Source organism: Blautia sp. TM10-2 (assembly GCF_003480845.1).
GTDB lineage: Bacteria > Bacillota > Clostridia > Lachnospirales > Lachnospiraceae > Fusicatenibacter > Fusicatenibacter saccharivorans.
In genome coordinates this window covers 216,339-237,940 of sequence record NZ_QUJZ01000005.1, presented here as the reverse complement: position 1 = coordinate 237,940, position 21,602 = coordinate 216,339, and the positions used below count along the sequence as shown (strand labels likewise).

The window sequence follows — 21,602 nt, the reverse complement described above, 5'->3', positions numbered from 1 at the left end:
CCTCCACGTATATCTGCTTTTTTAATCTCTATGAACACATCATCAACAGGTTCTTCCAGTACCACAAGGGAATTTGCTTCTGCAAAAATACTCACACAGGAGGAACAAAAAATTATGTTAGGCACTTGTCTTGACAATGTCAGAAAAACAACCCCTCTCGTACACAACATCACAAATTACGTTACAGTAAACGATGTCGCCAATATTCTGCTGGCATGCGGCGCAAGCCCGATCATGTCCGATGAACCGGAGGATGTCGAGGATATCACCTCCATCTGCGGCGGTCTGAACATCAACATCGGAACGCTGCACAGAACGAGCATCGACGGCATGTACCGTGCCGGTGCAAAAGCAGCTTCGCTCGGCCACAAAATCCTGCTCGATCCAGTCGGCGCAGGCGCAAGCCACTTACGTACTTCGACCGCAGTCGGACTGATGGAAAAAATCCCGTTCACCGTCATCCGCGGAAATATTTCCGAAATCAAAACACTGGCACTCGGAAGCGGAACGACAAAGGGTGTTGACGCAGACGTTGCCGATAAAGTAACAGACGAAAACCTCGACAGCGCCGTTGCTTTTGCAAAAAACTTTGCGAAAGACCACAACTGTGTTGTCGCCATCACAGGAGCGATCGACCTCGTTGCCGATGCTGACACCTGCTACGTGATCCGCAACGGACGCGCCGAGATGGGAAGCATCACCGGAACAGGCTGCCAGCTCTCCGGCATGATGACCGCTTACCTCGTTGCCAACCCGGACGAGCCGTTAAAAGCCGCTGCTGCCGCTGTCTGCGCGATGGGACTTGCCGGCGAGATCGGCTGGAGCCATATGAAACCGGAAGACGGCAACTCCACCTACCGGAACCGCATCATCGACGCCATCTACCACATGGACGGCGAGACGCTGGAGAAAGGTGCAAAGTATGAAGTGCGATAAAAAAGGCCTGCTTTTATATGCTGTGACAGACCGCAGCTGGCTGAACGGCAAGACACTGTACAGCCAGGTGGAAAAGGCTCTGCAGGGCGGCGCAACGTTTATCCAGCTCCGCGAAAAAAATCTTGACCAGGATCACTTTATGGAAGAGGCACTGGAACTGAAAAAACTCTGTGCCGCATACCATGTTCCTTTCGTCATCAACGATAACGTGGAAATCGCAGCTAAGATGGATGCGGACGGCGTTCATGTCGGCCAGAGCGATATGGAGGCCGGCGATGTCCGTGCAAAGCTTGGCCCGGACAAGATCATCGGCGTTTCGGCACAGACCGTGGAACAGGCCATTCTCGCCGAGCAGCGCGGGGCAGATTACCTCGGCGTCGGCGCAGTCTTCCACACCGGTTCCAAGGCGGATGCGGAGGATGTCAGCCACGAAACGCTGACTGCTATCTGCAATGCCGTTAAAATCCCTGTCATCGCCATCGGCGGCATCACACGCGATAACGTGACGGAGCTTTCCGGCAGCGGCATCTGCGGCATCGCCGTCATCAGTGCCATTTTTGCACAGAAAGACATTGTTTCCGCAACGAAGGATCTGAAAGAACAGACTCTGCGCATGCTGGAAAACAAATAATTTTACGTAACCATTCATCCTCACACCAGGCGGCAGACTGGGGGCACCACTTTCTTTGTCGCCTGTCCAAAAAGAAAAGTAATGCAAAGGAGTAATTCTCATGGACGCGAAAAACATGAAAACAGCATTAACAATCGCGGGAAGTGATTCCAGCGGAGGCGCCGGCATTCAGGCAGACATCAAAACCATGATCACAAACGGAGTTTACGCCATGTCGGCAATTACCGCACTCACCGCCCAGAACACCACCGGAGTTTCCGGTATTTTCGATGTAACACCGGAGTTTCTGGCCGCACAGCTTGACGCCGTCTTTACGGACATCTTCCCGGACGCCGTCAAAATCGGTATGGTATCCTCCCCGGCACTGATCGAAGTCATCTCCGAACGGCTTCGCTTCTACCAGGCCAAACACATCGTTGTGGACCCGGTCCTCGTCGCTACAAGCGGTTCCGCGCTCGCTTCGGGCGGCGTGCCTGACCTGATGAAAAAACTGCTCTTTCCTCTGGCCGAAGTCATCACACCGAATATCCCAGAGGGAGAAGTTCTCTCCGGCATCAAAATCCAGTCGGAAAGCGATATGGAACGCGCCGCAAAAGAGATCGGGGATTCCTGCGGCTGTGCCGTTCTATTAAAGGGCGGCCACAGTATCAATGATGCCAACGATCTTTTATATCACAACGGCACATTTACCTGGTTCACCGGAAAACGCATCGACAATCCGAACACACACGGCACCGGCTGTACACTCTCCAGCGCCATCGCATCGGGGCTCGCAAAGGGGCTTTCCCTTCCGGATGCCATTTCCGCCGCAAAAGAGTATATTTCGGGCGCACTCGCGAGCATGATGGATCTCGGCCACGGCTCGGGACCGCTGAACCACGCTTACCGGATCTGATTTTGAAAATAAAGGAGAACAACAGATGGAACGCAATTACGCAACACAGATGGACGCCGCACGCCGCGGCATTGTAACACCGGAGCTGAAAAAAGTCGCAGAAAAAGAGTATATGGCCGTGGAAGACCTGATGCCGCTCGTTGCCAGCGGAAAGGTTGCCATTCCGGCCAATAAACTGCACACCTGCATCGATCCGGAGGGCATCGGCTCGATGCTGCGCACGAAAATCAATGTAAATCTCGGTGTTTCGAAAGACTGTAAAGATTACGATGTGGAGATGCAGAAGGTACTCTCCGCGGTCAATATGGGCGCAGAAGCCATCATGGACCTGTCGAGCCACGGCAATACGCAGCCGTTCCGGCGGAAACTGACCTCCGAATGTCCGGCCATGATCGGCACCGTGCCGGTATATGACAGTGTGATCCATTACCAGAGAGACCTGGATACGCTGACCGCCAAAGATTTTATTGACGTCATCCGCCTCCATGCCGAGGACGGTGTCGATTTCGTCACCCTGCACTGCGGCATCACCAGAAAAACCATCGATCAGATCCGCAAACACAAACGGAAAATGAATATCGTTTCCCGCGGCGGCTCCCTCGTGTTCGCCTGGATGTGCATGACCGGCGAGGAGAATCCGTTCTACGAGTATTACGATGAGATTCTCGATATCTGCCGTGAATACGATGTGACCATTTCTCTCGGCGACGCCTGCCGTCCTGGCTGCCTTGCCGACGCAACGGATGTCTGCCAGATTGAGGAGCTGGTGCGCCTCGGCGAACTCACCAAACGTGCCTGGGAAAAAGACGTTCAGGTTATGGTTGAGGGACCGGGCCACGTTCCGATGGATCAGATTGCGGCCAACATGAAAGTACAGCAGACCATCTGCATGGGCGCTCCGTTCTATGTCCTCGGACCTCTTGTGACCGATATTGCACCGGGCTATGACCACATCACCGCTGCCATCGGAGGCGCAATTGCCGCTATGAACGGCGCTGCTTTCCTGTGCTACGTAACGCCGGCAGAGCATCTGGCTCTTCCGAACCTGGATGACGTAAAGCAGGGCATCATCGCAAGCAAAATCGCCGCACACGCTGCCGACATTGCCAAAGGCGTGCCGCATGCGCGTGATATTGACGACAAGATGGGAGACGCCCGCCGCGTGCTCGACTGGGAAGCACAGTGGGACTGTGCACTGGACCCGGAGACCGCAAAAGCCATCCGCGCCGACCGCTCGCCGGAACAGGAAGATACCTGCTCGATGTGCGGTAAATTCTGTGCCGTGCGAAGCATGAACAAAGCTTTAAACGGCGAACATATCGACATTCTTTAACGTCAGTAGACAAGAAGTCACAGTACGCGAAAAGGAACGGTTTTCATTACGAAGCCGTTCCTTTTCTGCATTTCCAAAATCTTTTTCTATTTCGCCCATCCTTCGGCGTAACGGACTGCTTTGTGCCATCCGTTCATCTTCTCATCGCGCTCCTCTTTCGAGAGCTCCGGCTCAAACGTACGGTCAATGGCTCCGTTCTGTTTTACTGTCTCCTGATCCGGCCAGTAGCCGACGGCGAGTCCCGCAAGATAAGCTGCTCCCATCGCGGTCGTCTCGATGCAGCATGGCCGCTCCACCGGCGCCTGGCTGATGTCCGCCTGGCACTGCATCAGGAAATTGTTGGCGCTTGCTCCGCCGTCCACACGCAGTGCAGAGAGCTTCATGCCGGAATCTGCCTCCATCGCTTTTAAGACATCATCCACCTGATACGTGATCGACTCCAGTGTTGCGCGGATCACATGGTATTTGTTGACGCCGCGGGTCAGGCCGAGAATGGTTCCTCTCGCATACTGATCCCAGTACGGTGCGCCAAGGCCGGTAAACGCCGGCACGACGTAGCAGCCGTTCGTGTCGTTCACCTTCTGCGCCATGTACTCGGAATCCGCCGAGGACTCGATCAGCTTCATCTCATCGCGCAGCCACTGGATTGCGGCTCCGCCGACGAAAATGGATCCCTCGAGCGCATACGTAATCTTGTCCCCGATGCCCCATGCAATCGTGGTAACAAGACCGTGTGTCGAAGAAACCGGCTTTTCTCCCGTGTTCATCAGCAGGAAGCAGCCTGTTCCGTATGTATTTTTCGCTTCGCCCGGCGCATAGCAGGTCTGGCCGAACAGCGCCGCCTGCTGGTCTCCCGCTGCTCCCGCAATCGGAATCGGGCCGCCGAAATATGTGGATGCCGTCTCCCCGTAGACACAGCTCGACGGGCGGACTTCCGGCAGCATACAGAGCGGAATGTTCAGCTCTTTTAAGATATCCTCATCCCATTTCAGGGTATGGATATTGAACAGCATTGTACGGGACGCGTTGGTGTAATCGGTGACATGTACCTTTCCCTTTGTCATCTTCCAGATCAGCCACGTCTCCACCGTTCCGAAATAGAGATCGCCTCGCTCCGCCCGCTCGCGCACGCCCGGAACTTCATCTAGAATCCATTTCAGCTTCGTGGCTGAAAAATACGCATCGATCACAAGACCTGTTTTCTCCCGGAAACGGTCAACCAGTCCGCGCTCCATCAGGGAATCGCAGTATTCCGATGTTCTGCGGCACTGCCATACAATTGCATTGTAGACCGGCTCTCCCGTCTTTTTGTCCCAGACGATCGTCGTCTCTCTCTGGTTTGTGATGCCGATTGCCGCGATATCCTCGTAGGACGCACCCGCTTTCTGCATTGCCTCCACGGCTACACCGAGCATCGTGGACCAGATTTCATTGGCATCGTGCTCCACCCAGCCCGGTTTCGGGAAACGCTGGGTAAACTCCTTCTGCGCAAGGCTTACGATCTGTCCTTTCTGATCAAACAGAATACAGCGGTTGCTCGTTGTGCCGGCATCAAGTGCCATGATGTATTTTCCCACGTTTAAAAATCCTCCTGTCTCACATTTCAAGAAGAGAGCCTGACAGAATCCACTGCCACGCTCTCTTCCTTTTCTTTGTATGTATCGTATCACAGAATTCTTTTTCTGTAAATCAAATCGTGTTTTTCTGCAGCAATTTATGCCGTAATGATCTCCAGCAGCGCACCGCGCAGATCATTTGAAAGTTCCATGCTCTGCAGCTCTGCAGCCAGAATTGCTACCTTTCCGTCTGCTTTGTGAAGAAGATTTGCGATCTGCTCTTTGGTGATGTAGCTGATTTCGGCGTGCAGCAGCAGATCCATCGCACGTGTCATGACATCGTTCTTTGCAATCTCCGTATCTTCCGGCAGACAGATTGTCACGGTATCCTGCGGTTTTACATCTGTTACCGCGATCGTAAGAAGTCCGTCTTTCTCTTTGACTTCTGCATCCGCTTCCACGCCGTTTACAAAGGCCTTCGCTTCTTTTGCCGTACTTCCGCCGAATTCTACGCAGTACATTCTGCTTTCCGGAACGAGGCTCTGATTGCCTTCAACCGGTGCAATCGTAAATTTCCGCGCACCCCAGTCGAGCGTCATCGATGTTTTTGCACAGTCATCCTTCTCATATGCCATGGTAGTATTGTCATCCTCGTACAGGGCAAATGTATTGTCCGCGCCCGCGTAAACGCGTACCGTCAGCTCATCCGGGTTGGATTCTACATCCAGCGCACTGATCTTCTCTGTCATCGGGATAATCGCACCTGCTTTAGCAAGAACCGGGATCTCCTCGAGCGTACGGTACAGATCCATACTTCTGCCGCCCTCGTAAATCATTCCGTTGAAGAAATCAAACCACGTACCTTCCGGCAGCCACACCTTTGTTTTTGCACGCTTCAGCTCCGGAATGCATTTCGTTGTCACCGGTGTTACCATCAGCTCGCTTCCGAAGAAGTACTGATTCGGTGCCTGATTTTTGCCCCAGAAAACCGTCTCCGGGTAATCATAATACATCGGAACAACGATCGGTGTGTCTTCTTTCCATGCACGGTAGTTCATCGTGTACAGATACGGTACGAGTTTATGACGCAGACGAAGGAAATCATCCATTGTGCTGCGCACTTCCATACTGAAGTTCCAAGGCTCTTTTCCACTGAAGGCACTGTTAGAACTGTGCAGACGGTTGATCGGAGAAAAGACTCCGTACTGATACCATCTTGCTTCAAGCTCATCGTCACGGTAGCCGAGCATATGGCCGCCGATATCATGACTCCACCATCCGTAGCCGATGTTGGAGGCTGTGCTGGTAAAGTATGGCTGGAAATCCAGGGATTCCCAGGTGATATGGGTGTCTCCGGAAAATCCGACCGGATAGCGGTGGGAGCCCGGTCCTGCATAGCGGGAGAAGGTCATCGGACGTTTTCCGTCTCTTCCACTGTCAAGAAAATGATAGTGATTCAGCATCCACAGCGGATCAAGACCCTCGATCTTGGTACTTTGTCCCTGCTGCCAGTCAATCCACCAGAAATCGACGCCCTCTTTTTCCATCGGATGATGAACTTTGTCGAAATATACATCAACAAATTTCGGATCCGCAATGTCAAAATTGACCGGCTCTTCTTTTTTTGCATCCACTCCCATAGCCTCTGCTACTTCCGGATAGCAGTCCTCATACGCACGAATTCCGTCTGCCGGATGGACGTTCAGTGTTGTCTTCATGCCGCGTGCATGGAGTTTTCCAAGAAAACGCTCCGGATCCGGGAAGAGTTTTTTATTCCAGCTATAGCCGGTCCAGCCGCTGCCGTATTTTGGATCCACATCGTCTACACGGTGCCAGTCCATATCGATAACAGCAACCGAGAATGGAACGTTCTCTTTGTCGAAGTCTTCCATCAGTTTCATATAAGATGCTTCACTGTAACGCCAGTAACGGCTCCACCAGTTTCCAAGTGCAAATCTCGGAAGCATCGGAGTTTTGCCGCAAAGGTGGTAGAAATCCTTTAATGCCAGGCGGAAATTCCAGCCATAGCCGAAGAAGTACAGATCCTGCACTCCTTTCTTTCTCGGGGTCACCCAACCGTCCTCTGTCATCAGAAGCGACTTCGAATCATCCAGAACAGCGGAACCAAACCAGGACATGATACCAGGTTCCAGTTCGCATGCTCCGTTGACCTGATCAAGCGTACGGGCCGTTCCTCCAAGATCCTGTGTCGGATCTCCGTAATGCCATGCCGGTACAGAACTGATGCCAACTGCCGTTGTTTTGCAGGAAAGTCCGTTTGCAGAGAATGCCTTTTTGTTGTAATTCAGCTGCAGATACTTTGTGCGCAGCTCCAGCTCATCGCCTGTGTCTTTGACGGAAAATTCCACTGCTGGAAAATCACGGTTTACGACCGTCTGGGATGCTGCATCGATAAATTCACCGTCCTCACTGTATTCCAGCCGAAGAAGATGCTCCGTCAGCACCGTGATACGATATTTATCGCCCTTTACTACATTCTTCGGATCTGCAAGCGGATGTGTCTCCATTTTCAGATATGATTTCATGTTTTGTTTTCCCCTTTCTTACTCTTACCGGTTTTTGCCGTATTTTGAGAACGGGAACCTGTGGCAAAAATCCGTTCTGCCACAGGTTCCTCTGCATTTTTTATTTGGTTTCCAGAACAACTGCCTCATACGCACGCAGTTTTCGTGTCCCTGCTGCCGCGCCGTCCTGCGGATAGTTGCTGATCAGTACCTCTGCTCCTGCAAAGGTTTCCGGAACCGTGTACTCCTGCTCCTCTTTTGTAAAATTGCACATCACGAGGAGTTTCTGATCGCCTAAGGTTCTGGTATATACATACAGTGCCTCGTCCTCCGGATCGAGCAGCTCGTACGTTCCGTAAACCATGATATCCTTCTCTTTCCGGAGATGAATCAGTTTCTTGTAATAATTGTATACAGAATCCGGATCCGCCATCTCATTTTTTGCATTGACGGTCTCGTAATCCGGTCCGACTTTGATCCACGGGGTTCCTGTGGTAAATCCTGCCGAAGCGGTATCATCCCACTGCATCGGAGTTCTTGCATTGTCTCTTCCGCGCAGGTTCAGGTAGCGCATCATATCGTCCGGCGCTACTTTTCCGGCTCCGGTCAGCTCGTGAAACGCGTTGATGCTCTCAATATCGCGGAATTCGGACAGATCGTGGAACGGAACGTTCTTCATGCCGAGCTCATCGCCCTGGTATACGTACGGGGTACCCTGCATCATATGAAGGCAGGTTGCAAGCATTTTGGCACTGACTACGCGATATTCCGGTGAATCATCGCCGAAACGGGACAGGCAGCGCGGCTGGTCGTGGTTTCCAAGGAAGAGGCTGTTCCATGCCTTGCCCTCAAGCTCCGTCTGCCATGCTGTCATGACGCGTTTGAAATCTTTGAGCGGTACGCGTTTGTCCGTCCATTTGCCGTATTTTCCGCTTGCCAGCTCAACCAGCTCGAACTGGAATACCATGCTGAGCTCTTTGCCGTCTGCGGATGCATATTTTTCTGCCTCCTCGATCGTGACACCGGCACACTCACCGACCGTCATCAGATCATATTTGGAAAGGACTTCCTTGTTCATCTCCTGCAGATACTCATGAACATGCGGTCCGTTTACGCAGCCGGAGTCACCGTAGAGTCCGCCTTCCGGAATCTTTCCATCCGGCAGTCCTTCCGGTTTGGAGATCATGCTGATGACATCCATACGGAAGCCGTCGATGCCTTTCTCGCACCACCAGTTCATCATATCGAAAACTTCTTTTCTTACGGTCGGGTTTTCCCAGTTCAGGTCAGGCTGCTTCGTGGAAAACAGATGCAGGTAATACATCTCGGTCTGCGGATCGTATTTCCATGCGGAGCCGGAGAAGCAGCTTCCCCAATTGTTTGGCTCTTTTCCCTCTTTTGCATCACGCCAGATGTAATAGTCGCGGTACGGGTTTTCTTTCGATTTGCGGCTCTCCACGAACCATTTGTGTTCGTCTGAGGTATGATTGACAACAAGGTCCATGACCAGCTTGATGCCTCTTTTATGCATCTCTGAAAGCATGCGGTCAAAATCCTCCATTGTTCCGAATTCCTGCATGATTGCCTGGTAATCGCTGATATCATATCCATTGTCATCGTTTGGTGACTGGTACACCGGAGACAGCCAGATAACATCCACGCCAAGATCCTTCAGATAATCCAGACGGGATGTGATACCATTTAAATCGCCGACACCATCTCCGTTGCTGTCCATAAAGCTGCGCGGATAAATCTGATACACTACGGCTTCTTTCCACCATTTTTTGTCCATTTTTTTACCTCCTTTATTTCATCCCCAGAACGTGTCTGGTTCTTTGATTCTGTCGTTTTCAAACACAGTTTACCATACCTCACGGTGATTTTTCAATAGTTTTGCGCAAAACCAGCAGTTTTTACAAGAGTTTTTCTGCAAATTTGGTAACTATTTACTTCATCAGATCTCTTACCGACTCCCGTTCCACCAGTGTTGTCGGCAATGGCGGAATATCTTTTTGTACCGGCTCATCCTGGATCAGGTGCATCAGGACTTCTACGGCACGGCGTGCTTTTCCATCCACCATCTGATGTACGGTAGTCAGCTTCGGACGCGCAAGTGTCGCATAGGTAACATCATCAAAGCCCGCAATTGAAATTTCCTCCGGAACCTTTATTCCCCTGTTCTGCAGAAAGTTGGATGCTTCAAGTGCATAGTAATCCGATGAAAAAAAGAGCGCTGTCTGTTTTTTGAAGAGCGGAAGCATCTCCTCATATGCCTTCTCCCTCTGCTCCGGATCCCATGGTATCACAATATGGCGACTCTCGAAGTCCTCAATTCCCGCCTCCTCCATCGCCTGACGCACACCGAGCCACCGATAGTGGTCAACACCGAGATCGCAGTCAGATAGAAAGAGAAATTTTTTATGCCCCTTTCCAATCAGGTACTGGCTCATCTGGTACGCACCGCCGCGGTCATCCATCGTAATGGAGCGGACGCCAAGTTCCGGCGGGAGATACTGATCAATGGTTACCAGTGGTTTCCCGAGACGTTCCGAAAGCTCTGCTATCTCCTTTTCACTCAGGGCCATCGCAATCATGCCGTCAAAATTCCAGCCGAGCGCCTGCTGCATAATATCGTCCTTCTCATGGCGCGCAACCAGCATCATATAGTAGCCGTGTTCCCGGATCTGATACTCCAGGTTTCCAAGCATTGCCGACACAAAGGGATCCTCAAAGGAAGAAGCATTTCCTTTCTTCATGAAACCAAGCGCCACACCAATGAGACCGGAGCTGTTGTTCGCCAGTATACGCGCGCTGATACTCGGCACGTACTCCATCTCCTTTAAAATCCGGTTGATTTTCTCGACCGTTGCCTTCGAGACGCGCCCTGTCTTTCCGTGTATTACATTCGAAACCGTCGTCGGGCTGACCCCTGCGCGGTCTGCTATATCTTTGATTCTAATCATCGGTTCTCTGCCTTTCCTTTTTCTTCACAATTTTCTGAATTCTGTTATGTTTATTTTACCAAGACGGTAAAATGTTTACAACTACTTTGCATCGGCAAACACTACAAAATTATTACATTTTCTTAAACGATATGTAAGAAAATCTCCATCCCTCCTTCATTTACTTTCCGCCGGTTCCGTGGTAAGATAGGATGACAGAAAAAGTTCACCTTTTTTCTGTAAGAAAGGACCTACACATCATATGCGGCTTGCATTTACAAATTTTTCGATAAAATCTCCCACTGGCAAGAAATCCGGCCGTTTTTTTCTTGCCCTTTTTCTGGGTATTTTTCTCTTCCTCGCTCATCCCATACTCTGTCAGGCTGGTTTTGCCTCCAGTACGCCGTTTACCGGTGCCTCCTGGGAACTGGTCGGGGAATATCCGATTCTCGGCAGCAACGGCGCGGTGCAGTCCGTCTGTGCGACGGAAGATTATATCATCTGCATCGAAAATTTTAATGATCTGACGACAGAGCCGGACGTAGTCTCTGCCTACTATAAAAATGATACAGACGCAGACGGAAATCCCGTTACGCAGTATTCCCTCGCGCATCAGGTAAGGGACGCAGACTTTGCTCACGCAAACGGTATGGCATACAATCCCGTCACACATGAAATCCTCGTGAGCGGCTACAGCAGCCCGGATGCTTCCAATTACGGATGTATCTTCCGCCTCGACCCGGATACTCTCGAGCAGAAAGAGCGGATCCAGCTCTCGACAAGCTACAATATTCTCGGTATTGATTATCTTCCCTCCACCGGCGGCTATCTGATCCAGACCGATGCGGACGGCGGCTACGGCTTTAAACTCCTCGATGCCTCACTTCAGGTGATGGATGACTGGGGCACGTATCCCTTCGATTTTTACATGGAAAACTTTCAGGATCTCTGTGTTTCCGGCGATCTCTTTTTTCTTTTTCCGCTGACGATGCATCTCGGAATCGGAAACTTTATCCAGACATACTCGCTCTCGCAGAAAACACTGCTTGCGGACGACACGGTTGATTTTGGCTTTTCCGACGATATCACCATCAATGAACCAGAGGGCCTCTGTGAGACAAATCCTGGGGAATTTATTGCGATTGTAAACGTAACAAAGGCAGATGGTGGACGGTACGTGCAGTTCTACCGCACCCGGGTGCCGTATCTGTTCACGGTTTCCACTTCCGCGGCGGAGCATGGCTCGGTGTCCGAGGGCGGGGAAGTTTCCCGCGGAGAGGAAAAAACCGTTTCCTACACGGCAGACGAAGGCTTCCGGCTCGCGAAGCTCTCGGTGGACGGCTTGTATCTGCCGGTGACGGAATATCCGGACAGCTACACATTTTCCGATATCCAGAAGGATCATACCCTTGCCGTAACGTTTGAACCGGTTCCGACGGCGACACCGACGCCGACTGCCACTGCGACGCCGACCGAAACACCGGCCATAACCCAGACACCGGAACCGGCCGTTTCCAAAGCACCGGCATCATCCACGGTTTCCTTCTCATCTGTGGCTTCCCATTTCGCAGCGTTCTGGAAAGGCACTGTGCATGCCGCTTCCTGGTTCCGCCATCTTGCCTCGGCCGGTGCATCCCTTTTTGCCCGTATCCGGAAGGCAGATCCTGTTTTTCTGGCGATGCCGTTTGTCCTTCTCGTTCTGATTCTGCTCTTTGTCCTCCGCCTGCGGTATGTCCGCCGCATCCGGCGGGAGCGGTCGCGGAAAGCGCTGGAACACAGAAGAAGAACGTACGAAGAACTGGTCAGAGAATTTACGGAAAATCCGAAGGACGAAAAGGTTTCCATCGATGAGCTGCTGCTTACAATTGACGAACTGCAGAAGGAAGAACAGAAAAACACTTAAATGAAACGTATTCACCAGATCAGGAATTGATCTTCTCGGCACAAAAAAAGTATCCCGTTCCTTTTGGGGAAGCGGGATACTTTTTTATTTAAACGGGCAACGAGCTAAAGTCCGTGCTTGTTTTTACTCTTCGTAATCGAGTGCTGCACGCTCCGTTGTGTACGGACGTACATAGGTGTCTGCTACTTTTACGTGCTCCGGATGTTTTGCATATACAGCTACATCCTCTGCTTTTTCCAGTGTTGTGACAAGTGCCATATCATGGGTGGAAGATGCAAGCGGTGCTTCTACAAAGTCAACCGTCAACAGTCCCGGCACTTTGCCGACCAGGCTTTTCAGGTTCTCTGCCATCGCTTTTTTCAGCTCCGGTTTCTTTGCATCCTCTACTTCCGGTTTGAATTTCCACATAACAATATGATGTACCATTGTATTTTTCTCCTTTGCTTTTGTTTTATTGCCAATTCACACAGTTTCTGTGCAAATACCAGCCTTTTGTTACGGCTCTTCGCCTGCAATCCGCAGAATATCCTCAATCTCTTCCACGGACATGTCAAGATACGCGGAAAGCTCTGCCACACTGAAATCCATGTCATCGCCGTCGGAGAGTTCCTCGATGGCGTCTTTTAAGCGGTTTACTTTATTGACTACAGTATTGTCCTTATGTTTCTGAACTCTGTGTTCTTCCATGAAATCGCTGATCGTCTCACGCACAGCCGCATCAATCGCCTGCTCCGCCGTCTCAGCTTTTACAACGGACTCCAGCGCTACTAAAAGTCCGACATTTCCCTCCTGCACCAGATCCATCAGGAAGAAATCGCGGGTGTGCATTTCTTTTGCGGTCTCAATAACTTTCGGAAGCCAGAGCTGCACGAGCATGCTCTTTGCAAGGGAATCGCCCTCTGCCGCTTTCCGGTAAAGCTCTGCCGTTTCTTCCTCCGACGGTGTTCCTGTCTCCGGCAGTTCGTCAAGATACTGCTGTAAGGCACGCAGCTCCTCCTCGGAAAACTCCGGTTTTTTCTTTTCTTTTTCGGTCTCCTCCGGCACGACGCCCGGCTCATAATCTGCCACATCGACCTGCTCCATCGTCAGATATTCGCAGACAAAGGTGACTTTCTGCTCATCCAGTGCAAAGTCTTCAAAAAAGTCTCTGACTTCTTTCATCGTTACTTTATTTTCATGGTCTCTGGCGTAGGACAGCAATTCGGAGAGCTTCTCCTGGAACTTTTTCTGTTCGTCCTGCATCTTTTTTACCCTCTCTTTCTTCCGTTTCACGATTCCATTTCTTCGTACATTTTTTTCAATTTGTCCATTGCTTTTTCTGCTTTGAAAAGCTACTATAAAAGCAAACGAAAAACCACATTCAAGTGGAAAGGAGAATCCTTATGAAACAATTTTTTCAGGATGTGAAAAACAGTTTCCTGCTTTCAGCCGCTGTCTCTATTATACTAGGTATCGTGCTGATCGTCTACCCCGTAAAAACGAGTTTGCTGATCTGTTATATCGCCGGAACGTTGCTCCTGTTCGGCGGCGTTGTTGCGCTGATCCGCTACATTGCAAGCCGCGGCGAACCGTTTTTCTTCCGCTACGATCTGTTCGTTGCCCTGGTGCTGATTCTGTTCGGCTGCTTTGTTATCTTTGAGAGTGACCTTGTGATCGCATTCATTCCGGTTGTCATCGGTATCATCCTTCTGGCAAACGGACTGCTCAGCATTCAGAAGGCGTTCAACCTCAAAAAAACAGGGCTGGAAAAATGGTGGCTTGAGTTCCTGCTGGCTCTTTTAACCAGCGTTCTCGGCATCATCATCTGTACCAATCCGTTTGATGCCGTTGCAACCACAAACATTTTCATCGGTATCTGCCTTGTCTACAGCGGCATTTCCGATCTTGTCACCACCTACTACATGGGCCGCGCAAAACGCCGGATCAAAAACGTCATCCAGACCGAGATCAACCAGCAGAAAATCCTGCACGATGACAATGTGATTGATGTGGATGAGGACGAGCTTCACTAAAAAACAGCTTCTTCCATAAAAATCTTCTTTCATACGAAAAACCGGAACCCGGCACCGCTTTCAAACAGCGGCTCCCGGGTTCCGGTTTTTCTCTGTATTTCTTTTTTTATTTATTCCTCGTGTTTGCTCAGTACTTCCATGCCTTCTCTTAACTTCAGGCGGATCTTTCCAAGCTCCAGACCATTTGCGCCGAAGTACAGCTTCAGGTAGTGGTTCGGGCCGAAGAAGAAGCCAAGGTCTCTCGTCTCTTTGATCCACTCACCTTTTGTTCCGCGGATGCTGATCATAGTTTTTACGATATTGTCGATGTACACGGTTACCGGCAGCTGTGCGAGGTCTTCCAGATCGGATTTCATCTCGATTTCGATATCGTACGTTCCCATCTTGTCAGCCAGAATCGTAACACCGCATACTTCACTGTTTCCTTTTTTCGTGTTCCATGCGGATGCGTCAATCACAACATCTCCCGTTGCCGGATCTGCCTCGTATGTTACAAGATCTGCTGCAACGAAATCGTTGTCGCCCATCTGCTCCTGTGCTTCTTTCTCTTCCTCGCTGATGCGGTCCAGGAACCGTAAGATGCTTGGAGTTCCAAGGATGAAATGCAGGACATTCATCGCATTTCTCTGCAGGTCGCCTCTTGTGATCTCGCCGTTTTCCAGTGCCTCTTTCACATCGTCCTGTCCCATATCGGAGCAGTCGGTGCATACCATGAAGACATCGTTTCCGGCAGATACCATCGGTGCATGGGTTGTTTTGGTTGCTTCATATCCCTCACGGTTTGACATTGCCCACCAGTCAGTCATAACGAAGCCGTCGTAGTTCCACTCGCCGCGCAGAATCGTGGTCAGAAGATCGTAATTTCCTGCAGTCCAGATGCCGTTGACCGGTCCGTAAGTGCTCATGATGGATCTTGCGCCGCCTTCTTTGACTGCGATTTCATATCCCTTCAGATAGATTTCACGCAGGGCACGCTCGGAAACAACGGCGTCCACATGATGTCGGTTGGACTCCTGGTTATTTGCACAGAAATGTTTGATGGTTCCGGTTACATCGGATTTTTCCATACCAAGAATCTGTACGGCACTGATCCATCCGGTCAGGTACGGATCCTCGGAGATATACTCAAAGTTACGGCCGTTCAGCGGGTTTCTGTGAATATTCATACCAGGTCCGAGCAAGGCATCGACACGGTTCTGTCTCATCTCGCGTCCTGCCATCTCGTACAGATCTTCTACCAGCGGAAGGTCAAACGTACAGCCAAGCAGGGTTCCGTTCGGCATGGAGAAGGCTCTCGTTCCGCAGTCAAAGCGGAGTCCGGACGGGCCGTCGGTACAGCAGGCTGCCGGAATACCGAATTCCTGCAGTTCCGGTGTCAGGCCGCCGAATGCTGCTGCGGTTCCCGGAGTAACCTTCGGGCTGCACATGCCCTCGCCGCGGAAGATGCAGATCAGATCTTCATCGGAAAGCTGTGCCACGAACTCTTCCATCGTTACTTTCTTATCCAGGACATCACCGAGCTTGTAGCCTTTGTCACCGGTATAGGTGATCGGCTCCATGCGGTTTTCTTTCATGCGCTCGATCGGATCTACGGTGCGCAGAGGAGCTGCCTCATATCCCGGTTTTAACGTTCCGTCTTCGCCCGGAACAGCTTTCATGCGCTCAAATGCTTCTACCGGAGCCATAGCCTCGGTCAGGATCTCAACCACTTTGAACGGCTGCTCGTATGCACCGGCAAATGCTGCGCTTCTGACATCGCTTCCGACGTAGAACTCATAACTGCCCTCTTCGAGTACGTAGCAGGATTTGTGGCCGGTTGCACCGCTGTCATCGTAGGATGCAAAGCTCTCTTTGGTCACATCGATCGTCAGCGTCTCTTTTGCGCCTGGTGCAAGAACACCGGTCTTTGCAAAACCGACGAGTGCGCGGGATGGTTTTCCAAGAACACCCTGCGGAGCTTTTACATAAACCTGAACAACCTCTTTACCATCCGTTTTGCCGGTATTTTCAACGGTTGCCGTCACGGTTACATTGTCAACATCTTTCTCTTCTGCCTCTGCGGTCACGGCAAATGTCGTATAGGAAAGACCAAAACCGAACGGATACAATACTTTCTCTTTTGCAAAGGTCTCAAAGTAGCGGTATCCGACGTAGATATCCTCTTTGTACTCATTGCGGGTCAGATCGCCGAAGCAGCTTTGGGACGGATAGTCCTCGATATTCTCTGCAATCGTGTCGGTCAGCTTACCGCACGGATTGACTCTTCCCATCAGTACATCGGCAACACCGTTTCCGCCTTCCTGACCACCCTGCCATACATAGAGAACAGCTGCCGGATTGCACTCTTTCACCCATTTCATGTCGATAATATTTCCGACGTTCAGCACAACGATTGTTCTTGCAAATGCTTTGCTGACTTTTTCTACCATCTCTTTTTCAGTATCGGTTAAGAGATAGCTGCCTGCCTCATTTTTGTTGTCCTGATCCTCACCTGCGGTACGGCCTACAACAACGATGGCTGCATCGGCGCCTTTTGCACTCTCCACGATCTCGTCGGTCAGCTCCATCTCTTTTTGGGACCACGGCACCTTGCCCCAGCCCTGTCCTTCGTCGTACGGATTTTTCTCGATCCATTTTTCGTATGTTCCAAGAAGATTCTCGTCGAGTGTAATGTCTTTTTCTTCTTTTAAGGCATCCAGAATACCGACAACGTATTTCGTATTGACAAGACCGCCGGAGCCAAGTCCGCTCTTATAATAGTGGAATGCAATTCTTCCGAAAACAGCCACTTTGTCTCCTTTTCGAAGCGGGAGTGCCTCATTTTCGTTTTTCAGAAGTACACAGCCTTCTGCCGCTGCCTGACGGGCCAGTGCTGCATATTTGTTGAAATCCAGTGGTGTAAATTTTCCCATTTTGTTCCCCTTTCTCCTGTATCCTTTCTGATCCGACAAGTGCCGGGACACCTGATACTTCCGGGTCCCGGCACCTGTTCTGGTCTCTTGTCTTTTATTATCTCGTATTCCTGGCTTTTTTTCCAGTTCTTTTCTTATCTTTTTTTCGTCTGATATTGACCTTTTTGTTCCTGTCTTATCCGATCAGTCCCTGGACAATTAATACCAGAAGCAGCAACGGCAGAATATAAGAAAGATAAACCCGTACCCAGTCCGGCACTTTCAGGCCCCCGCCCTTATTTGCCTCTGCCTGGTAGTTTTTGAAGCCCCAGCCCCATTTTGAAGTACAGAACAGAAGGTAAATCAGAGAGCCGACCGGCAGCAGAAGGTTGCTGACGATAAAGTCCTCAAGATCAAGAACGGTGCTTCCTGCGCCGAGCGGCTGGAATCCGGACCACACATTGTAGCCGAGTGCACACGGCAGGGATCCTAAGATCACCAGAATGCAGTTGATGATGGCTGACTGTTTTCTGGAAACGCCGAAAATCTCAGAAAAACAGCACATGATATTCTCAAATACAGCGATGATGGTAGACAGCGCCGCAAAGAACAGGAACAGGAAGAAGAAGCTTCCGAAAATCCGTCCGCCCTTCATCGAGGTGAAAATGTGCGGCAGCGTCATAAAGATCAGCTTCGGGCCGCTGTCCGGCTGTACGTTGTAGGAGAAGCACGCCGGGAAAATGATGAGGCCTGCGGTAATCGCTACAAACGTATCGAGCGCTGCAATGCTGACTGCCTCGCCGAGCAGGGATTTTCCGCCGTTTAAGTAGCTGCCGAAAATCAGCATCGCGCCGATACCAAGGCTCAGCGTAAAAAATGCCTGGCTCATCGCGTTTGTGATAATGTGGAACAGTCCCACCTGTTCGATCTGCTGCATATCCGGCACCAGATAGAATTTCAGTCCCTCTTTGGCACCCGGCATCGTAAAGCTGTAAACCGCAAGGAAAATCATGATGACCATCAACACGATCATCATCACCTTTGTAACACGCTCCACGCCGTTCTGCAGACCCACCGAACAGATCAGAAAGCCTGCAATTGTAATAATCAGCATGGTAATGACAAGAATCGACGGAGATGAAAGCATCTCGTTGAATTTTCCGGTTACGGCGTCGCCTGTCAGGCCGCTGAATTTTCCGATTAAAAAGCTGTAGAAATAGTACAGCATCCAGCCTGCAACGACGGTGTAGAACATCATCAGCAGATAGTTTCCGATGAGGGCAACGTATCCGTGGATATGCCACTTCTGCCCTTTCTTTTCCAGTTCCCCATACGCGCGCACGGTACTCTTTTTGCTTCCTCTTCCGATGGCAAGCTCCATCGACAGAATCGGAACTCCCATGATGGCAAGGAACAGCAGGTAAAACAGCACGAAAATGCCGCCTCCGTTGTTTCCTACCATATACGGAAATTTCCATACATTTCCGATGCCGATGGCACATCCTGCCGAAAGCAGAAGAAAGCCAAGGCGCGATTGGAATGTTTCTCGTTCCATTTCTTTTTGTTCCTCCCTTTTTTCTTCCATACTCCCGGAATTTCTCCGCAAGTACATCTTCGTACAAAACCAAAACTTCAGACAGCACCGTTCTGCCGTTCTTTCCGGTATGCCGACGGCGAGATTCCCATATGGTGACGGAATACTTTTCCAAAATAGTTTCCACTGGAAAATCCGGTTTCTGCTGCAATCTCTTCCACACTCTTTCCGGTATTCAAGAGCAGCGTCATCGCTTTGCGAATTCTCGCTTCCTGAAGATACTGCATGGGAGAAACGCCTGTTTCCTCCCGGAAGCATCTCGTAAAATGGGCAAAGGAAACCCGGCTCTGTTCTGCCAGCTGTTCAATCCCCTGCACAGATGCGCAGTCGGTATCCATCTGCCGTATCGCTTCCCGAACAAAAAAATGTGTCTGCTTCCGCTCCGGACGCTGTACCTCCCGCAGAAGAGAACAAAAAAACTGATACAAAAACACACCGCATTCATACGGTTCCGACCGGTAACCGTTTTTCAGTTTTCGATGCATCTGCAGTGCAGTCCGAATTGGCTCGCTATCTGCATCCGCATAAAAAACATCTCCTGTTTTTTCAAACAGTCGTTCTGCCGCATAGGACACTGCACTTCCACGAAAATGAAAATACAGAAAAATCCATGGTTCTTCGGATTCCGGATGCAGATAATATCTGCTATTCTCCGGAATCTGACACAAAAATCCTCTCCCGGGACGCATTTCATACGTTTTTCCGTTTTTTTCAAACCATCCTGTTCCCGAAAGCGTATACTGCATCAGCCATCCGGAATATGTTCCGCGGTCTGTATTATGAAATGCATACGGTTCCTTCCATCTCTTTTCCACCCCGCCGTCCAGCAGCAAAAACGGAGCGTTCGGCCAGTGATCCAGATCCAGGATTCCATATACTCCGATCAGATCTTCCATCAAAAAATTACCTCTTTTATCCGGTTTGTCTTCTTGTTTTGCACTATGTCCTTTATTATACTTTTCTTATCAGAAAAAAACAAGCATTGCTTTAGAAAGGAGTTTTTTCTTATGCATCTGACAAACAAAAATACATGTGCACCAACCCCACCGATGGGCTGGAACAGCTACGATTACTATGATACAACCGTGGACGAGGCTGCGGTAAAGGCAAATGCCGACTATATGGCAAAGCACTTAAAAGCATATGGCTGGGAGTATATTGTAGTGGATATCCAGTGGTATGCAAAAAAGGCCGGTTCCATGCGCGACCGGTATCAGTATATTCCATTCTCTGAACTGGAAATGGACGAATACTCCCGTCTGCTGCCGGATCCCGAACGTTTTCCATCTTCTGCAGACGGTTCCGGCTTTAAACCACTTGCCGACTATGTACACAGTCTGGGGCTGAAATTCGGAATTCACATCATGCGCGGTATTCCGCGAATCGCTGCACATCATCACGGAAAGATCAAGAACAGTTCTCTTGGTGCTGAACACGTTGCCGATCCTACGGTCATCTGCGGCTGGAATCCGGATATGTACGGTGTACGCGATCTTCCGGAAGGACAGCTTTACTATGATTCCCTGCTGGAGCTCTACGCTTCCTGGGGTGTTGATTACATTAAATGCGATGATATCTGTAATACCAACATGCACAAAAATCCGTTTGCAGCTGCGCATGAGATCGAGATGCTCTCGAATGCCATCCAAAAATGCGGACGGCCGATCGTCCTCTCTCTGTCTCCGGGACCTGCGCTCATAGAGAAAGCATGGTTCTATGAAAAGCACGCGAATCTCTGGCGCATCACCGATGATTTCTGGGACAACTGGGCACAGTTAAAGGATATGTTCCAGCGTTGCGAGCTCTGGCAGAGCCACGTCTCTGCCGGCTGTTATCCGGACTGTGATATGCTGCCGCTTGGCGAACTCGGAAAAGGTTTTGCTACAGAACATCATACGTATTTTACCCCGGATGAGCAGAAAACGATGATGACACTCTGGTGTCTCTTCGGCTCTCCACTGATGCTCGGTGCCGAAATGACGCTTCTCGATGACGATACACTGGCACTTCTTACGAACACGGATATTCTCGCGATGCTGCCTCCGTCCGTTCGTCCGCATCAGATCACGCGTACAGACAATGAAGCTGTGTGGTATGCAAAGGATGACACAACCGGAACAACCTACGTTGCACTTTTTAATCTTTCGGATGCACCGCAGACGGTTTCTTCCACACTTGCCGATGCAGACTGCCCACTGGAGTCTGTTGCGGCGAAAGAACTCTGGAGCGGTAAAGCACTTTCTTTAAACGGCGGTTTTTCTGCTTCTCTTGCTCCGCACGCCTGCAGCGTATGCCGTTTTGAAACACGATAAAACGATCATTTCTTAAAACAAGCAGCAAATCATGTCCTGCCCGGGACCAAAACAATGGTTTTTCCTCCGGGC

General features: G+C 50.5%; 16 protein-coding genes. 7 read left to right on the top strand and 9 right to left on the bottom strand.

The window, feature by feature from the left end:
* Positions 1 to 114 precede the first annotated feature (114 nt).
* The 4 genes from thiM to thiC all read left to right on the top strand — a co-directional run bounded on the left by thiM (position 115) and on the right by thiC (position 3,795).
* Positions 115 to 936: a hydroxyethylthiazole kinase gene (gene thiM / locus DXD92_RS06995; RefSeq protein WP_022461341.1), complete on the top strand. Its 822-nt coding sequence runs from the start codon at positions 115 to 117 to the stop codon at positions 934 to 936.
* Positions 923 to 1,567 carry a thiamine phosphate synthase gene (thiE, locus tag DXD92_RS06990; RefSeq protein ID WP_118640314.1) on the top strand — a complete coding sequence of 215 codons (645 nt, stop codon included), beginning with the start codon at positions 923 to 925 and terminating at the stop codon, positions 1,565 to 1,567. The genes thiM and thiE overlap by 14 nt, the downstream gene beginning before the upstream one ends.
* Before the next feature lie 115 nt (positions 1,568 to 1,682).
* On the top strand, positions 1,683 to 2,462 hold the full coding sequence (thiD, locus tag DXD92_RS06985) for a bifunctional hydroxymethylpyrimidine kinase/phosphomethylpyrimidine kinase (protein ID WP_055219891.1): 780 nt from the start codon (positions 1,683 to 1,685) through the stop codon (positions 2,460 to 2,462).
* A gap of 25 nt (positions 2,463 to 2,487) precedes the next feature.
* Positions 2,488 to 3,795 carry a phosphomethylpyrimidine synthase ThiC gene (gene thiC, locus DXD92_RS06980; protein WP_022461338.1) on the top strand — a complete coding sequence of 436 codons (1,308 nt, stop codon included), beginning with the start codon at positions 2,488 to 2,490 and terminating at the stop codon, positions 3,793 to 3,795.
* Positions 3,796 to 3,881: 86 nt separating this feature from the next.
* Here the strand turns inward: thiC and glpK are convergent, their stop codons facing one another.
* The 4 genes from glpK to DXD92_RS06960 form a co-directional block, all read right to left on the bottom strand.
* Positions 3,882 to 5,372 carry a glycerol kinase GlpK gene (gene glpK / locus DXD92_RS06975; protein WP_055219824.1) on the bottom strand — a complete coding sequence of 497 codons (1,491 nt, stop codon included), beginning with the start codon at positions 5,370 to 5,372 and terminating at the stop codon, positions 3,882 to 3,884.
* A gap of 137 nt (positions 5,373 to 5,509) precedes the next feature.
* On the bottom strand, positions 5,510 to 7,897 hold the full coding sequence (locus DXD92_RS06970; RefSeq protein ID WP_118640313.1) for a glycoside hydrolase family 31 protein: 2,388 nt from the start codon (positions 7,895 to 7,897) through the stop codon (positions 5,510 to 5,512).
* A gap of 100 nt (positions 7,898 to 7,997) precedes the next feature.
* A complete protein-coding gene (locus DXD92_RS06965) occupies positions 7,998 to 9,668 on the bottom strand; it encodes a glycoside hydrolase family 13 protein (protein WP_118640312.1) in 1,671 nt (556 codons plus the stop codon).
* Positions 9,669 to 9,822: 154 nt separating this feature from the next.
* Positions 9,823 to 10,839 carry a LacI family DNA-binding transcriptional regulator gene (locus tag DXD92_RS06960; RefSeq protein ID WP_118640311.1) on the bottom strand — a complete coding sequence of 339 codons (1,017 nt, stop codon included), beginning with the start codon at positions 10,837 to 10,839 and terminating at the stop codon, positions 9,823 to 9,825.
* A gap of 241 nt (positions 10,840 to 11,080) precedes the next feature.
* Between DXD92_RS06960 and DXD92_RS06955 the strand changes: the two genes are divergently transcribed.
* Complete coding sequence (locus DXD92_RS06955) at positions 11,081 to 12,721, top strand: InlB B-repeat-containing protein (protein ID WP_118640310.1); 1,641 nt, start codon at positions 11,081 to 11,083, stop codon at positions 12,719 to 12,721.
* A gap of 123 nt (positions 12,722 to 12,844) precedes the next feature.
* Here DXD92_RS06955 and DXD92_RS06950 read toward each other — a convergent pair whose 3' ends face one another.
* The gene (locus DXD92_RS06950) at positions 12,845 to 13,147 is read right to left on the bottom strand and encodes a Dabb family protein (RefSeq protein WP_022462610.1); all 303 of its coding nucleotides are present in this window, start codon (positions 13,145 to 13,147) and stop codon (positions 12,845 to 12,847) included.
* A gap of 69 nt (positions 13,148 to 13,216) precedes the next feature.
* Positions 13,217 to 13,963, bottom strand: a complete 747-nt coding sequence (locus tag DXD92_RS06945; protein ID WP_147326102.1) for an RNA polymerase sigma factor region1.1 domain-containing protein — start codon at positions 13,961 to 13,963, stop codon at positions 13,217 to 13,219.
* 140 nt (positions 13,964 to 14,103) lie between these two features.
* On the opposite strand from DXD92_RS06945, the gene DXD92_RS06940 reads away from it, so the two are divergent.
* Positions 14,104 to 14,733, top strand: coding sequence for an HdeD family acid-resistance protein (locus tag DXD92_RS06940; RefSeq protein ID WP_118640309.1), 630 nt, complete (start codon positions 14,104 to 14,106; stop codon positions 14,731 to 14,733).
* 110 nt (positions 14,734 to 14,843) lie between these two features.
* On the opposite strand, the gene DXD92_RS06935 is transcribed toward DXD92_RS06940, so the two are convergent.
* The 3 genes from DXD92_RS06935 to DXD92_RS06925 all read right to left on the bottom strand — a co-directional run bounded on the left by DXD92_RS06935 (position 14,844) and on the right by DXD92_RS06925 (position 20,114).
* A complete protein-coding gene (locus DXD92_RS06935) occupies positions 14,844 to 17,645 on the bottom strand; it encodes a glycoside hydrolase family 3 protein (RefSeq protein ID WP_117804196.1) in 2,802 nt (933 codons plus the stop codon).
* A gap of 175 nt (positions 17,646 to 17,820) precedes the next feature.
* Positions 17,821 to 19,179 (bottom strand): sodium-dependent transporter, encoded by a 1,359-nt coding sequence (locus DXD92_RS06930; protein WP_055226948.1) that lies wholly within the window; start codon positions 19,177 to 19,179, stop codon positions 17,821 to 17,823.
* A gap of 77 nt (positions 19,180 to 19,256) precedes the next feature.
* Positions 19,257 to 20,114, bottom strand: a complete 858-nt coding sequence (locus tag DXD92_RS06925) for an AraC family transcriptional regulator (protein ID WP_117509636.1) — start codon at positions 20,112 to 20,114, stop codon at positions 19,257 to 19,259.
* Positions 20,115 to 20,225: 111 nt separating this feature from the next.
* On the opposite strand from DXD92_RS06925, the gene DXD92_RS06920 reads away from it, so the two are divergent.
* Positions 20,226 to 21,530 (top strand): glycoside hydrolase family 27 protein, encoded by a 1,305-nt coding sequence (locus DXD92_RS06920; RefSeq protein WP_117801959.1) that lies wholly within the window; start codon positions 20,226 to 20,228, stop codon positions 21,528 to 21,530.
* Positions 21,531 to 21,602: the final 72 nt, after the last annotated feature.